Origin of the sequence: Devosia sp., from assembly GCF_017744655.1 — a bacterium.
In the GTDB taxonomy this organism is placed as follows: Bacteria; Pseudomonadota; Alphaproteobacteria; order Rhizobiales; family Devosiaceae; genus Devosia.
Genome location: NZ_JAGIAW010000005.1, coordinates 192730 through 208194, shown reverse-complemented (window position 1 = coordinate 208194; position 15465 = coordinate 192730). Strand labels below are relative to the sequence as shown.

Here is a 15465-nt window from a genome sequence, read left to right as displayed (position 1 = left end):
TTGCTTCGCCCACAATTCGAGTCCTATATGGCCACGCCCCCTCGGCTTGTCCAGTTTGAGAGGGCCAAAAGCGCGGGAAATATGACGATGCTGCAGACCCTCACCGAACGCCTTTTCGACGATGGCGATCGTTCCGACCTCGATCCCTTCGCCGTATTCGAGGAGTGGTTTGCGCTGGCCAATGAGAGCGAGCCCAACGATCCCCACGCCATGGCTCTCGCCAGCGCCGACGCTTCCGGCATGCCCGATGTCCGCATGGTTCTCCTCAATGCCCGCGATAGCAGGGGCTTCTGCTTCTTCACCAATTTCGAGAGCGACAAAGGCCGCGAGCTTCTCGCCAATCCCCAGGCGTCAGCCGTCTTCCACTGGAAGTCGCTGCGCCGTCAGGTTCGCCTCCGCGGCCCGGTGGAAGTCGTCAGCCCCACCGAATCCGACACCTATTTCGCCTCGCGCCACCGCGGCAGCCAGATCGCCTCGTCCGCTTCGCTCCAGTCGCGCCCGCTCGAAAACCGCGCCACGCTCATCGCTCGCGTTGAAAAGCTCACCGCCGAGATCGGCGATGCCGATGTCGTCCGCCCCGCCCATTGGGCCGGTTTTCGGATTCTTCCCACCATGATGGAATTCTGGAAAGACGGCGAATACCGCCTCCACGACCGCGTCCGCTTCACCCGCGAAACGCTGGATGCCGGCTGGCAAAACGCGCGCCTCTATCCCTGAGCCAGCGTTTCGCGGAGCGAAATCGCGACAAGTTTAAACAATCCCAAGACCTTTGACGTAAAACAGGCGCCAGCAAGGGAAACGCCTCTTCGTGCGCATACTGATCAGAACGTCGAAAACGGCCATCTGGGCCCGCCGGATTGGCAGGATTGCCATTCCGCTCGTCATTCTGCCCGTGGCTATGCATCACCTGGGGCTGATCGACTCCCCGAGCTTCTTCACCGTTGCGATGCTGGCGCTGGTCGTCTCGGCCCTTGCCGCTCTCACCGGCCTTCTGGCCATCATTCGCCTGTGGTTCTCGGGCGATCAGGGCTGGGGCAAGGCACTGTCCGGCCTCTTCCTCGGCCTCATCTGCCTTATCCCCTTCGCCTATTACGGCTACTACGCCTGGCGCTATCCGCCGGTAACCGATATCGCCACCGTCGCCCGTGGCGACCTGCCGCTGCTCTTCCTGCCCGATACGGCGAAAATGCCGCCGCCCAAGCTCATCACCCCCGACGAGCAGGCGCGCATCTTCCCCAATGCGACGACGCGCACCTATCCGCTCGATGTGGTTTCGCTTTTCGGCGTGGTCGAACGCCTCGCGCAGAGCGAGGGCTGGGACATCCGCCTCACCCGCGCGCCCGGCCCCGATGGCACGCCCGGCCGCATCAATGCCCGCATCACCACCATTCCCGGCTGGCGCGAAGAGGCCGTCTTCCGCGTCTCCCCCACGCCCACCGGCGCCAAGGTCGACATGCGCTCCGCCTCCATCAGCGCCCCGCACGATTTTGGTTCCAACGGCACCCGCATCGAGCGTTTCATGGTAACGCTCGACAATGAAGTGACGACGCTCCTCCGCGACAACCCCAACGTCAACCAGCCCGCATCATCCGAAGACGAAGAGCCAGCCCCAAGCGTCGAGGGTGAGGGAGACTAGGTCTCCCCACTCGATCTGACACCCTCCCCTTGACGGGGAGGGCAGGGGGAGGGGTGTTCACACACTCGGAAATCGTGGCTCTCGCCCCCCACCCTTAATCCCTCCCCTTTGTGGGCTTCGACCGGCAGCAGGCAAAATCGCTCCTGTGGAGCGATTTTAGGAGAGAAGGAACGAGGGTGGGGTAATCGGCAAACTCTACTGCGTCAGCACCCGCCTTACCGCATCATCCCAGCCCGCGACCTTGGCCTTGCGTTCTTCCGCATCCATCGCCGGCTCAAACCGCCGATCCCGCGCCCAGCTGGCAGCAAATTCGTCCATATCAGGCCAGACCCCGGCCTTCATGCCCGCCAGCCAGGCCGCACCCAGCGCCGTGGTTTCCAGAATCGTCGGCCGATCCACCGGCGCGTCCAGCACATCCGCTAGAAACTGCATGGTCCAGTCCGAAGCGACCATGCCGCCATCGACGCGCAGCACCGTGTCGCCCTCCGCCGTCCAGTCCTTCCGCATCGCCTCCAGCAAGTCCCGCGTCTGGTAGCAAACCGCCTCCAGCGCCGCGCGCGCAATTTCAGCCGGCCCCGTATTGCGGGTAATGCCAAAAATCGCCCCACGCGCCTCCGCATCCCACCATGGCGCCCCGAGCCCCACAAAGGCCGGCACCATATAGACGTTCTGGCTCGGGTCCGCCGTCCGCGCCAACGGCCCGGTTTCGCTGGCATGTTTTACGAGTTTCAGCCCATCCCGAATCCACTGCACCGCCGCGCCCGCAATGAAAATCGAACCTTCCAGCGCATAGATCGTCTCGCCATTCAGCCGATAGGCAATGGTCGTGAGCAGCCGGTTCTGCGAACGCACCATATCCTTGCCGGTGTTCAAAACCGCAAAACAGCCAGTCCCATAGGTCGATTTGACCATACCCGGCTCAAAACAGGCCTGCCCAATCGTCGCCGCATGCTGGTCGCCCGCCACCCCGAGAATCGGGATTTCGGCCCCAAACAGCGCTGTCACCCCAAAATCATCGGCGCAATCCTTCACCTCGGGCAGCAGCGCTTTCGGCACGCCGAGAATATCAAGCAGCTCGTCGTCCCACTGATTGCGCCCGATATCGAACATTAGCGTCCGTGCCGCATTGGTCGCGTCGGTCGCATGCACCTTGCCGCCCGTCAGCCGCCAGATGAGGAACGTATCAATCGTTCCAAAAGCCAGCTCCCCGGCTTCCGCGCGCGCCCGAGCCCCCTCGACATGGTCGAGCAACCACTTGACCTTCGTCCCCGAAAAATACGGGTCCAGCAGCAATCCCGTCCGCTCGGTAAACAGCGCCTCATGCCCCGCGCGCTTCAGCTCCGCACAAGTCGCAGAGGTCCGCCGATCCTGCCAGACAATCGCATTGTAGATCGGCTTCCCCGTCGCCCGATCCCAGACAACAACCGTCTCGCGCTGATTGGTAATCCCGATCGCCGCAATCTGCTCCGCGCCAACCTTGGCCTCGCCCAGCGCGGTCTTGATGGTCGAACTGACACTCTCCCAGATTTCCTCCGGATCGTGCTCCACCCAGCCATCCTGCGGGAAGATCTGCGAAAATTCCTTCTGCCCGACCCCGGCCACCTTCCGGTCGCCATCGAACACAATCGCCCGGCTGGATGTGGTGCCCTGATCGATCGCAAGTACAAAGTTAGTCAAAGTGCTCTCCTCCGCACGCTGTCCCCCTCGCCCCTTGCGGGAGAGGGACCGGAAATCTGCGTTCAGCAGATTTCCAGGGTGAGGGGTTTCTGTCCTCCGCAGAGGAGTGGGCGGCCAGGTCGCGGACCCCTCATCCGCCCTTCGGGCACCTTCTCCCGCAAGGGGAGAAGGCAGAACGGTGTTTACTTCCGACTAGCCAGATACCCTTCAAGCCGCGCCACATCCTCAGCGCCAACCCGCAGCCCCAGCTTCGTGCGCCGCCACAGCACATCTTGTGCCGTCCGCGCCCATTCGTGTTCAACCTGATAATCGACCTCGGCCGCATAAAGGTCAGCCCCAAAATGCTGCCCCAGCGCGGAAACCGTCTTCCGATCCCCCAGCAGTACCCGCGCCTTGCTCCCATAAAGCCGCATCAACCGCTTCAGCAGCGTCCCCGGCAATTCCGGATAGTCGAGCCCCAGCCGCCGCACTTCCGCATCAAAGCTCAGCGGCCCGAAATCACCGCCGGGCAGGGTGCTGACCTTGGTCCACGAGCCCTTCTTCTTGCCAAGCACCTCTTCGATCTTCTCAAGAACCGACTCCGCCAGCCGCCGCGACGTCGTCAGCTTGCCGCCAAACACATTGACCACTGCCCCAGTCGCCGCATCACCCTCGACCTTGAGCACATAGTCCCGCGTCGCCTCCTGCGCCGCGCTTGCGCCATCGTCGAACAGCGGCCTTACGCCCGAATAGGTCCAGACGATCTCGTCCTTGGTCACGGGCTTGGCAAAATACTCGCTGGCAGCGGAGAGCAGATAATCCGTCTCTTCCTCAGAAATTTTGACGTCCTTCGGATCGCCCTTGTAGTCGCGGTCCGTGGTGCCGATCAGCGTGAAATCATCCTGATAGGGAATGGCGAAAATGATCCGCCCATCGCCATTCTGGAAAATATAGCAGCGGTCGTGGTCATAGAGCTTCTTCACCACAATATGGCTACCCTGAACCAGCCGCACATTATGCGCCCCGTTCTTGCCCATCACGCCATTGATGACATTGTCGACCCACGGCCCCGCCGCATTGACGATCATCTTTGCGCGCACCGTCTGCGTCCCGCCTTCGCCCTCGAGCGAAATCGTCCAGGCGCCATTTTCCTTGCGCGCCGAAGTCACCTTGGTCCGGGCATAAACCGTCGCGCCCTTGTCCGCCGCATCGCGCACATTGAGCACCACGAAACGCGCATCATCGACCCAGCAATCAGAATATTCGAACCCCAGCCGATAGCCCGGCTTCAGCGGCTTCCCGGTCACATCCCGCGTCAGGTCCAGCGTCTTGGTCGGCGGCAAGAGCTTGCGCCCGCCCATATAGTCATACATGGCGAGCCCCGTGCGCAGCACGAAGGCCGGCCGCAGCCCCTTGTGATGCGGCAGCACGAAGCGCAGCGGCCGAATGATATGCGGCGCGGCCGCCCAAAGAATTTCGCGCTCCGCCAGCGCCTCATGCACCAGTCGGAATTCGTAGTGCTCGAGATAGCGCAACCCGCCATGGATCAGCTTGGTCGCCGCCGAGCTCGTGCCCGAAGCAAAGTCGTTCATTTCGGCCAAGCCAACCGAGAACCCGCGCCCCACCGCATCGCGCGCCACGCTGGCCCCATTGATGCCGCCGCCGATGACGAACAGATCCAGCACTGACTCACTCATATCGCTTCGCTCCGAGAATAGTTCGTATGTAAGTCATTTGCTTTCGTTTTGAAACTGTCTTTGTTTCGTTTCGGGCGGTCTGACAGTAGTCCCTCGCCGAAGCACCAAGCTTTCCTACAAAACCACTGCGTCATTCCCGCGAAAGCGGGAATCTCATCTCGGAAACAGGGATTCCCGCTTTCGCGGGAATGACACCGTGCGGTGGTAATTCTTCCATACAAGATCATGGTTGACCCAGCCGCGCCAAGGGTCTAGGCCTGAATTTCCCCTCCGGCCCGGACCTTCGGCCAATGCTCGACATCATCTACGTTATTCTGCCCATCTTCGGCCTCATGGGCCTGGGCTATTTCGCCGTGCTCAAGCGGCTCTATCCGGCCGAGGGCGTCAAAAGCCTCATCGCTTTCGTGAACAATTTCGCGACGCCATGTCTCTTGTTTCACTCGATCTCGACGAGTGATTTCCGCTCGGCCTTCAATCTATCGATCATCGGGCCCTTCTATTTCGGCGCCATCGCTTGTTTCATCGTCGGCATCATTATCGCCCAGCGCGTTTTCGGCAATCGCCCCGGCGAAAGCGTCGCCGTCGGCTTCTCCGGCACTTTCACCAATACGGTCCTCGTCGGCCTCCCGATCCTCACCCGCGCTTATGGCAGCGATGCCCTGCCGGTCACCCTCTCAATCATCGGCCTCCACGGCGCCATTCTGCTCACCGTCGGCATGATCACCATGGAACTGGTCAAGCGCGATGGTCAGCCGCTCGGCAAGACGCTCGTCGTCGCCATTCGCCGCGTCGTCTCCAATCCGCTCATCTGGGGCATTGCTGCCGGCATTATCGGCTCACTGCTCGAAATCCAGCTTATCGAACCGGCCGAAGCCTTTTTCGTCATGATGAGCCAGGCCGTCGTCCCCGCCGCCCTCTTCGGCATCGGCGGCGCGCTGGTCGAATTCAAGCTCTCGGAAAACTGGAAGCAGGCTCTCGTCGCCTCGCTCATCAAGCTCGTTCTGCACCCAGCCATCGCCTATGTGCTGATGGTCTGGCTCCTGCACGTCCCGCTCGAAATCGCCCGCTACGGCATTTTGCTTTCCGCCATGCCGGCCGGCGTAAACATCTACGTTTTCGCGACCTACTATGACCGCGGCGTCAGCGTCGCCACCAACACCATCCTCATCGCCACGGTGCTATCCGCCGTGACGATTACGGGGTGGCTGTATATTTTGTCGCTATAGGGCAGGGCTGCTCTTTCTTTCCTCTCCCGCTTGCGGGAGAGGGGGACCACGCGTCGCGTGGTGGAGAGGGGTGCCAAAAGCACTGAGTCATCGGTTGGTATAGCTAAGGGGCATTGTGCTCGCGGCACCCCCCCCTCCACCGCCTACCGGCGGTCCCCCTCCCCCGCGAGCGGGGGAGGATATCCGAGCCTCACGCCTTCAGCGCCGTCTCCGCCAACCGCACCCAATAGCTCGTCCCAACCGGGATGGCCTCGTCATTGAAATCATACGTATCCGTATGCAGCTCCGACGAATTCCCGTTCCCAAGGAAAATATAAGCTCCCGGCCGCTCGTTGAGCATGAAGGAGAAATCCTCCCCGCCCATGGATGGCGGCGTATTGCGATCCACCCGTTCCGCGCCGACCACCTCGGTCGCCACATCGGCGGCAAAGTCAGCTTCATCCGGCGAATTGACGGTCACCGGATAACCCCGCGCATAGCGGATGTCAGCGCTCGCCCCAAAGCTCTGGGCAAACTGCGGTACGATCTCGCCGAGCCGTGCCTCGATAAAATCCTGCACATCGCCATCGAGCGTGCGCACCGTGCCGGTGATCTTCGCCGTCTGCGAAATGACGTTGTCCGCCTCGCCCGCCTCGATCATCGTCACCGAAAGCACCGCCGATTCCAGCGGATCAAGGTTGCGCGAAACAATCGTCTGCAGCGCCGTCACCATCTGCGCCGCAACAATGATCGGATCGACCGTCTGCTGCGGCCGCGCCGCATGCCCGCCCTGGCCGGTAATGGTAATGTAAAACCGATCCGTCGCCGCCATGATCCCGCCATGGCGAATACCGAAATGCCCAACCGGCATGCCCGGCCAGTTGTGCATCCCGTAAAATTCCGAAATGTCGAACTTTTCGACGAGACCGTCGTCGAGCATCACCTTGCCGCCGCCGCCGCCCTCTTCGGCCGGCTGGAAGATCAGCGCAATGCGCCCATCGAAATTCCGCGTCTCGGCCAGATACTTCGCCGCACCCAGCAGCATCGCCGTATGCCCGTCATGCCCGCAGGCATGCATCTTGCCCTGATTGGTCGAGGCATAGGCGGCGCCGGTCTTTTCGGTGACCGTCAGCGCATCCATATCGGCGCGCAGCCCGATGGTCTTGCCGCTCGTATTGCTCTTGCCATTGATGATGCCGACAACCCCGGTGCGCCCGAGCCCGGTGACAACCTCATCGACGCCAAATGCCTTGAGCTTTTCCGCCACGATCCCCGCGGTGCGATGCACATCGAACAGCACTTCCGGATGCTGATGCAAATCCCGTCGCCAGGCGGTGATTTCATCATGAAATTCGGCAATGCGGTTCAGGATAGGCATAGGACGTCCGAAGCAGAAGGAAAGAGGCTGCAATGTCCATGCCCGCGGCTCCGGCGTCAACTGCCCGCGCCGTCACACGCCCGTCACCACTATGCCGCAGCGCGTTTTGCGCCCCACCGCTACACATTGCGATCAAGACTACCTATATGGCGGACAACACCATTCTCTGGATCCGACATATGTACGCCTCCAAGACCTTTCGCTTCGCGAGCCTCTTCACTGTTCTCATCATGGCCTTCTCCATGATCTCGGTCAGCGATGCCGAAGCGCGCCGTGGCGGCAGCTTTGGTGGCCGTGGCATGAACACGTTCAATTCGCCCGCGCCCACCAATACCGCGCCCAACCAGGTTGCCCCGGTGCAGCGTACCATGACTCCCGGCCAGCAGCCCTCGGCGGCTCCCGGCGTGCAGTCGGCGCAGCCCCGCGGCGGCTTCATGAATGGTTTTGGCGGTTCGCTCCTTCGTGGCCTGGCGCTCGGTGGCCTGCTTGGCCTGTTCTTCGGCGCCGGCTTTGGTGGTTTGGGCGGAATCTTCGCCATGATCGTGCAGATCGCCTTCATCGGCGGCCTCGTCTGGCTGGCCATGCGCTTCTTCCGCGGCGCGCGCCCTGCCACGGCCGGCGGCCCCAATGCCGCGGCTTATCAGGCCCAGCCCAATACGCAACGCAATGATTTCGGCCAGATGTTTGGCGGCGGCTCCGCTGCCCCGCGCGCTGCAAAGCCCGCGCCGGGGAAGAACCAGCTCAATATCGGCATCGAAGACCTCGAAATCTTCGAACAGATGCTGAGCCGCGTACAGGCTGCCTTCGCCAGCGAGAATTACTCCGCCCTTCGTGCGCTCACAACGCCCGAAGTCATGGGCTATCTCTCCGAAGAGCTGGCCACCAACGCCACCAATGGCGTCAAGAACCACGTCTCCGACGTAAAGCTCCTCCAGGGCGACCTCTCCGAGAGCTGGCGCGAGGGACGTGACGAATACGCCACCGTCGCCATGCGTTATTCCTCGGTCGACTATACCGCGGATCGCAATACCGGTGCTGTGGTCGAAGGCGATGCCGAGAACGCCACGGAGTCCGTCGAAATCTGGACCTTCAAGCGCACCTCCGGCGGCGACTGGCTCCTCTCCGCCATCCAGGAAGCCTGATCCCTTCAGCTCCACGCATTCCGGCCCGCGCCTTCCGATGAAGGCGCGGGCTTTTTATGGCCGCCAACCCGGTTCACCCTCCTCCCATCCTCCCCATTAAGGGGAGTGTTGATTTTGGACTTCTGAGGCCCTTCAAAATACTCGGTGTCATTCCCGCGAAAGCGGGAATCTCTGTTTCTGCGCAAGGAGATTCCCGCTTTCGCGGCAATGACGCGGTGGGAACGGGAAAGTCCAAAGTGAACAGTCCCCCACAAGGGGGAGAATGGGAGAGGGTGGGCCCCACACGGTGTGCAGGCACCCCTTTCTAACATTCCCCTCGCCACCGAACCGAATTTCCCCTCCCGTGCCTTGCCCGCCTCGGCTCAACCTGCCATTGAACCCCCAAATTCGGAGCCGCCCATGAAAATCCTCGTCGCCGTCAAGCGCGTCGTCGACCACAATGTCCGCATCCGCGTCCGTCCCGATGGAACGGGCGTCGAAACCACCGGCGTACGCATGTCGATGAATCCCTTCTGCAAGCACGCGGTGGAAGCCGCGGTGCAACTGGCCGAAAAGGGCCACGCAAGCGAAGTGGTCGTCGTCTCCATCGGCCCCAAGCAGAGCAACGACGTCATCCTGACCGCCCTCGCCATGGGCGCCCATCGCGGCATCCTCGTCGAAACCGACGCGGCCCTCGAAACCCTCACGATCGCCAAGCTGCTTGCCAAGGTCGTTGACGAAGAGCAGCCCGACCTGATCCTCTTGGGCAAGCAGGCCGTCGACGACGATTCAAACCATGTCGGTCAGATGCTCGCCGCCCTCACCAACCGCCCCCAGGCCACCTTCGCCTCGGAAATCGTGGTGAAAGGCTCCGAGTTGGAAGTCACCCGCGAAGTCGATTACGGCCGCGAAACCATCGCCCTGCCGCTCCCCGCCGTCGTCACCGCCGATCTCCGCCTCAACACCCCGCGCAACGCCGCCCTCCCCATGGTGATGAAAGCGCGCTCCAAGCCGCTCGCCGTGCGCCCGGCCGATAGCTTCGGCATCGACCTCGCCCCGCGCCTTACAATCGAAAAAGTGTCACCGCCCGCCGAACGCGTGGCCGGCAAGACTGTCGGCTCCGTTGCCGACCTCGCCAGCGCCATCGCCGCTGAAGTCAATGAGATGGAGGCGCTCTGATGTCGGTTCTCCTGCTTGCCGATCACGACAAGGGTGAACTCTCGCCCGCCACTGCCCGCCTCGTTGCCGCCGCGAGCCAACTCGGCCCGGTCGACCTCCTCGTCGTTGCCGAAAATCCTGGCAACATCGCCGCTGCGGCCGCTCAAATCGCCGGAGTTCGGATAGTCCAAGTGGTCAAGGCGGCCGAGACGGCCGAATCCATCACCAATTCCCTCGAAGGCTTGGCTCAACGCTACCAGTCTGTTAGCGCGAGTGCCTCCTCGGTGGGCAAGGATGTCATCCCGCGCCTCGCCGCAAAGCTCGATATCCAGCCTGTCACCGACATTGTCGAAATCCTCGGCCCCAACCGCTTTACCCGCCCGATTTACGCCGGTAATGCGTTGGAAACACTCACCGATCCGCAAGAAAAGCATCTCCTGACCTTCCGCGCCTCGGCCTTCCGCCCAGCCGCTTCGGGCAATGCCGCGCCGGTCGAAAACCTCGATCTTTCAATCACTTCCGCCGCCCGCTTCCTCGCGGCGCATCGCACCGAAAGCGACACGCCCGATCTCGCGACGGCCCAGATCGTCATCGGCGGCGGCGTCTCCGTCGGCTCCGCCGAAGGTTTTCAACTCATTGAAAAGCTTGGCAAAACTCTCGGTGCCGCCGTCGGCGCCACCCGCGCCGCGGTCGACGCCGGCTACGCCCCCAACGATTGGCAAATCGGCCAGACCGGCAAGATCATCGCCCCCGACCTTTACATCGCCATCGGCATCTCCGGCGCGCTGCAGCACCTCGCCGGCATCCAGGGCGCCAAGAAGATTTTCGCCATCAATACCGATGCAGAAGCCCCGCTGGTGAAAATCGCCGACGTGGCCCTGATCGGCGATCTCTTTGAAATCGTTCCGCAATTGATCGCCGAGCTGGAAAAACAGGGCCTCAAACGCTAGAGCCTGCGACCTCTGTTTCAATTGCAAAAATCCCCCAGCCGCCTATAAAGGCGGCGCTTCCCTCACCGGACTTCCAACAAATGTTCGAAAACCTCTCAAAGGCTCCTGGCGACAAGATTCTTGCGCTCATGGGCGAATACGCTGCTGACCAGCGTTCCACCAAGATCGACCTCGGCGTCGGCGTCTACAAAGACGAAAAGGGCGTGACCCCGGTCATGACCTCGGTGCGCAAAGCCGAAGAGAGAATCCTTTCGAACGAAAAAACAAAGACTTATCTCGGCATCGCCGGCAACAAGGGCTTCGGCACCGCCGTGCTCGACCTCGTCCTGGCCAATAGCGTCGACCGCTCCCGCGTCCGCATCGCGCAGGCGCCGGGCGGCACCGGCTCGCTCTGGGTCCTGATGCAGCTCATCAACCGTGCCCGCCCCGGCGCCACGGTCTATGTCTCGGACCCGACCTGGGCCAACCACAACCCGATCGCCATCAACTCCGGCCTCAAGGTCGCGACCTATCCCTATTTCGATACGGAAACGCGCGGCGTAAAATTCGCCGAAATGCTGGCCACGCTTGATAAATTGGGCGCTGGCGACGTCGTGCTGCTGCACGGCTGCTGCCACAACCCGACCGGCGCGAACCTCTCCAACGAGCAGTGGGACCAGGTCGCCGCCAGCCTTCTACGCACCGGCGCGCTGCCCTTCGTCGATCTCGCCTATCTCGGCTTCGGCGATGGCATCGAAGCCGACGCCTATGGCACCCGCAAAATTCTATCCACGGTCCCCGAAGCTCTGGTAGCATTCTCGGGCTCGAAGAATTTCGGGCTCTATCGTGAGCGTGTTGGCGCGGCCATCCTCATCGCCCGCGATGAAAAAGAAGCGGATGTTACAAATTCGCAGCTTCTGAACATCATCCGCGGCGCCTATTCCCAGCCCCCCGATCACGGTGCCGAGATCATCCGCACCATTCTCGAGGACAAGGCTCTGCGCGCCGAGTGGGAAGAAGAACTTGCCGTCATGCGTAACCGCATGATTTCATTGCGGAAAAAACTCGCAGACGCAATTCGCGAACGCTCGAACTCCAGCGACTTCGACTTCGTCGCCGATCACCGCGGCATGTTCTCGCTGCTCGGCCTCACCGTCGAAGGCGTCGATCATCTTAAAGCCGAAAACGGGGTCTATATGACTTCGGACAGTCGCATCAACGTCGCCGGCATCCCGGAAGATCGCGTCGGCGATCTTGCGACCGCCCTGCTGGGTGCCGCCAGCTGAAATTGCAATGACTTCAAAGCTCTCTTTAGCTTTCAAGTCATTGCCCAACTCGCTTGCGGCGTGCCGCCGCCGTGCTACACCTTGGCTAAAGGCCACTCGTTAGGAATCTAGGAGGGAACGATGAAGTTCTTCGTCGATACTGCAGACACCGCCGCCATCAAGGAACTCTATGACACCGGTCTCCTCGACGGCGTCACCACCAATCCGTCGCTGATCGCCAAGTCCGGCCGCGACTTCAAGGAAGTTATCGCCGAAATCTGCGCCATCGTTCCCGGCCCGGTTTCCGCTGAAGTCGCCAGCCTTGAATATGAAGGCATGGTTGCCGAAGGCGAGCACCTCGCCAAGATCGCGTCCAACGTCGTCATCAAGCTGCCGCTGACCCTTAACGGCCTGAAGGCAACCAAGTATTTCAAGGACAAGGGCGTCAAGACCAACGTCACGCTCTGCTTCTCGGCCAACCAGGCCCTGCTCGCTGCCAAGGCCGGCGCGACCTATATCTCGCCCTTCCTCGGCCGCCTCGATGACATCAACCTCGATGGTGTGCAGCTGATCGAAGACATCCGCACGATCTACGACAACTACCAGTTCGAGACCCAGATCCTGGCTGCCTCGATCCGTTCGCCCAACCACGTCACCCAGGTGGCTCTGGTCGGTGCCGACGTCGCCACCATCCCGCCGGACGTGATCAAGAAGCTCGCGATCCACCCGCTGACCAATGCGGGCATTGAAGGCTTCCTCAAGGACTGGAAGGCCACCGGCCAGTCGATCCTCTAAGGGATCGTCGCAATCCATTGATTGGCTTCGAGTAATTTCAAAGCCAAGCCTTTTGAAGGCCTCGCCCTCGTCAAACGCCTGGGTGAGGTCTTTCTCTTTTCCGAGACCGACATGGCCGATACCGAACTCGCCGCCCGTATAAGAACTGCCCTCAGCGCCGTGGAAATCCCCGGCGGCGGCGACCTTGCGAGTTTTTCCGGCCTCTCCGAAATCATCGTCACCCCCAGCGCCGTCGCCTTCGCCGTCGGCGTGCCGCAGGGCATGGAGGCCGCCTTCGGTCCCGCCCGCGAAGCCGCCATCGAGACGGTCAAAACCCTGTCGGGCGGCCGCAAGGTGATGGTCTCCATCACCTCCGAAAAGCAGGCCGGTCCCAAATTCTCGCACGGCTCCCCCCAGCCGCAGGGCAAGACCAAGGTGAAAGGCGTCCGCCGCATCATCGCCGTCGGCTCGGGCAAGGGCGGTGTCGGCAAGTCCACCACCTCGGTCAATCTCGCCCTGTCTCTCGCCGCCGAAGGCCTCAAGGTCGGCATGCTCGACGCCGATCTCTATGGCCCCTCTGTGCCAAAACTGCTTGGCATCGAAGACCGAACGGCACTCCGCGACGACGGTATTTTCCAGCCGCACGAAGCCTTTGGCATGAAAGTCATGTCGATCGGCGCGATGCTGGTCCCCGGCCAGGCCGTGGTCTGGCGCGGCCCCATGGCGACCTCCGGCCTCCGCCAACTGCTGCGCGAAACCGATTGGGGCGATCTCGACGTTCTCGTCATCGACCTGCCGCCGGGTACCGGGGACATCCATATCGGCCTTTTCCAGCAGACCATCGTCGATGGCGTCGTCATCGTCTCGACCCCGCAGGACCTCGCGCTCATCGACGCCCAAAAAGCCATCGACATGCTCCGCCGCATGTCTGTTCCCATCCTCGGGCTCATCGAAAACATGAGCTATTTCATCGCCCCCGACACCGGCAATCGCTACGACATTTTTGGGACGGGCGGCGCCGAAAGAGCGGCCACGCGCCTCGACATTCCGTTCCTCGGCGCCATCCCCCTAGTGATGTCCATCCGCGAAAAATCCGACGCCGGCGTGCCGCCCGTATCGGCGGACCCGGAGGGGGCCGAAGCGTCCGCTTATCGCCTGATCGCACAGCGACTTCTCGCCGGCATGCCGGTCAGCAAGGCGCAGTTCTAGGCGCGCTCCGGCGCCAAAACCCCTTTCCGAAATCGATTGCATAGCTTTTCCGAAAAGGCTATCGGGCTAGTCCAACAAGGGCGCAGCGCCCAGCGGAGGGGTTATGTTTTCGATCGATCGCAAGGATTTTGGTCCCGACTTCACCTTTGGCGTCGCTACTGCCGCCTATCAGATCGAAGGCGGCCAGCGCGATGGTCGCGGCCAATCGATCTGGGATACGTTCTCGGCGACCCCGGGCAATGTCCACAATGGCGATACGGGCCTCAACGCCTGCAATCACTACGAACTCTGGCCGCAGGATCTCGATCTCATCCGCGATGGCGGCTTTGACGCCTATCGCTTCTCGATCGCCTGGCCGCGCCTGATCCCCGAAGGCACCGGCGCCATCAACCAGGCCGGTCTTGATTTCTACGATCGCCTGATCGACGGGATGCTTGAGCGCGGCCTGAAACCCTACGCAACCCTTTACCACTGGGATCTGCCCTCGACCCTGCAGGACCGCGGCGGCTGGATGAACCGCGACATCGCCAACTGGTTCGGCGACTACGCGACATTGGTCGGCGAAAAGTTCGGCGATCGTCTTGCTGCGACCGCGACCATCAACGAACCCTGGTGCGTTGCCTTCCTCAGCCATTTCCTCGGCATCCACGCCCCCGGCTATCGCGACCTGCGCGCCGCCGCCCGCGCCATGCACCATGTGCTCTTCGCCCACGGCATCGCCATCGACGCCCTGCGCGCCACCGGCACCAAGAATCTCGGCATCGTGCTCAACCTCGAAAAGTCCGAGCCAGCAAGCGAAAGCGAAGAAGACAAGGCCGCTTGCAATTTCGGCGATGCGCTATTCAACCGCTGGTATCTCGGCGGCGTGCTGAAGGGACAATACCCCGCCGAACTCACCGAATGGCTCGCACCCTATCTGCCGGAAAATTATCAGGCCGATATGTCGGTCGTGTCGCGCCCGCTCGACTGGCTCGGGATCAACTACTACACCCGCGGCATCTACAAGGCGTCCACCCAACCAGGCCGGCCGGTCGAGCAGGTCAAGGGCGATTTCGAAAAGACCGATATCGGCTGGGAAATCTACCCCAGGGGCCTGTCGGACCTGCTGGTACGCGTCTCCAATGAATATACCAAAATCCCGCTCTACGTGACCGAGAACGGCATGGCCGAGGTCGAAGGCGACGACGATCCGCGCCGCGTAAAATACTACGACGAACACCTCAAGGCTGTGCTCGCTGCCCGCGAAGCCGGCGCCGATGTGCGCGGCTATTTCGCCTGGTCGCTGCTCGACAATTACGAATGGGCCGAGGGCTACAACAAGCGCTTCGGTCTCGTCCACGTCGACTACGAGACGCAGCAGCGCACGCCCAAGGCAAGTTACCGTTCTTTCCAGGGTATGCTGCACAACACGCGCTGAGCCGTGTATAGGTCCGCATC

At 61.9% G+C, this 15465-nt stretch carries 13 protein-coding genes; 10 read left to right on the top strand and 3 right to left on the bottom strand.

Annotation, left to right across the window (positions count from 1 at the left end; all coding sequences use genetic code 11):
* Positions 1 to 81: 81 nt before the first annotated feature.
* Positions 82 to 717, top strand: coding sequence for a pyridoxamine 5'-phosphate oxidase (gene pdxH / locus J7557_RS11855; RefSeq protein ID WP_291420273.1), 636 nt, complete (start codon positions 82 to 84; stop codon positions 715 to 717).
* A 91-nt stretch (positions 718 to 808) separates the two neighbouring features.
* Positions 809 to 1636 carry a DUF1499 domain-containing protein gene (locus J7557_RS11850; RefSeq protein WP_291420272.1) on the top strand — a complete coding sequence of 276 codons (828 nt, stop codon included), beginning with the start codon at positions 809 to 811 and terminating at the stop codon, positions 1634 to 1636.
* A 195-nt stretch (positions 1637 to 1831) separates the two neighbouring features.
* On the opposite strand, the gene glpK is transcribed toward J7557_RS11850, so the two are convergent.
* Both glpK and glpD read right to left on the bottom strand, forming a co-directional pair.
* Complete coding sequence (glpK, locus tag J7557_RS11845; protein ID WP_291420271.1) at positions 1832 to 3313, bottom strand: glycerol kinase GlpK; 1482 nt, start codon at positions 3311 to 3313, stop codon at positions 1832 to 1834.
* A 182-nt stretch (positions 3314 to 3495) separates the two neighbouring features.
* Positions 3496 to 4989: a glycerol-3-phosphate dehydrogenase gene (gene glpD, locus J7557_RS11840; RefSeq protein WP_291420270.1), complete on the bottom strand. Its 1494-nt coding sequence runs from the start codon at positions 4987 to 4989 to the stop codon at positions 3496 to 3498.
* Between the two features lie 290 nt (positions 4990 to 5279).
* Here glpD and J7557_RS11835 point away from each other — a divergent pair, with 290 nt between their 5' ends.
* Positions 5280 to 6215, top strand: a complete 936-nt coding sequence (locus tag J7557_RS11835; RefSeq protein WP_291420269.1) for an AEC family transporter — start codon at positions 5280 to 5282, stop codon at positions 6213 to 6215.
* Between the two features lie 190 nt (positions 6216 to 6405).
* Here the strand turns inward: J7557_RS11835 and J7557_RS11830 are convergent, their stop codons facing one another.
* Positions 6406 to 7572, bottom strand: coding sequence for a M20 aminoacylase family protein (locus J7557_RS11830; RefSeq protein ID WP_291420268.1), 1167 nt, complete (start codon positions 7570 to 7572; stop codon positions 6406 to 6408).
* Between the two features lie 179 nt (positions 7573 to 7751).
* Here J7557_RS11830 and J7557_RS11825 point away from each other — a divergent pair, with 179 nt between their 5' ends.
* From J7557_RS11825 to J7557_RS11795, 7 genes are all read left to right on the top strand, one after another.
* A complete protein-coding gene (locus J7557_RS11825) occupies positions 7752 to 8714 on the top strand; it encodes a Tim44 domain-containing protein (RefSeq protein WP_291420267.1) in 963 nt (320 codons plus the stop codon).
* A gap of 399 nt (positions 8715 to 9113) precedes the next feature.
* The gene (locus tag J7557_RS11820) at positions 9114 to 9872 is read left to right on the top strand and encodes an electron transfer flavoprotein subunit beta/FixA family protein (protein WP_291420266.1); all 759 of its coding nucleotides are present in this window, start codon (positions 9114 to 9116) and stop codon (positions 9870 to 9872) included.
* Complete coding sequence (locus tag J7557_RS11815) at positions 9872 to 10801, top strand: electron transfer flavoprotein subunit alpha/FixB family protein (RefSeq protein ID WP_291420265.1); 930 nt, start codon at positions 9872 to 9874, stop codon at positions 10799 to 10801. Before J7557_RS11820 ends, J7557_RS11815 begins: the two co-directional genes overlap by 1 nt.
* An 80-nt stretch (positions 10802 to 10881) precedes the next feature.
* On the top strand, positions 10882 to 12066 hold the full coding sequence (locus J7557_RS11810; RefSeq protein WP_291420264.1) for an amino acid aminotransferase: 1185 nt from the start codon (positions 10882 to 10884) through the stop codon (positions 12064 to 12066).
* Positions 12067 to 12186: 120 nt separating this feature from the next.
* A complete protein-coding gene (fsa, locus tag J7557_RS11805; protein WP_291420263.1) occupies positions 12187 to 12840 on the top strand; it encodes a fructose-6-phosphate aldolase in 654 nt (217 codons plus the stop codon).
* Positions 12841 to 12861: 21 nt separating this feature from the next.
* On the top strand, positions 12862 to 14028 hold the full coding sequence (locus J7557_RS11800) for an Mrp/NBP35 family ATP-binding protein (RefSeq protein ID WP_291420262.1): 1167 nt from the start codon (positions 12862 to 12864) through the stop codon (positions 14026 to 14028).
* 103 nt (positions 14029 to 14131) lie between these two features.
* Positions 14132 to 15445, top strand: coding sequence for a GH1 family beta-glucosidase (locus J7557_RS11795; protein WP_291420261.1), 1314 nt, complete (start codon positions 14132 to 14134; stop codon positions 15443 to 15445).
* The last annotated feature ends 20 nt before the right edge of the window (positions 15446 to 15465 follow it).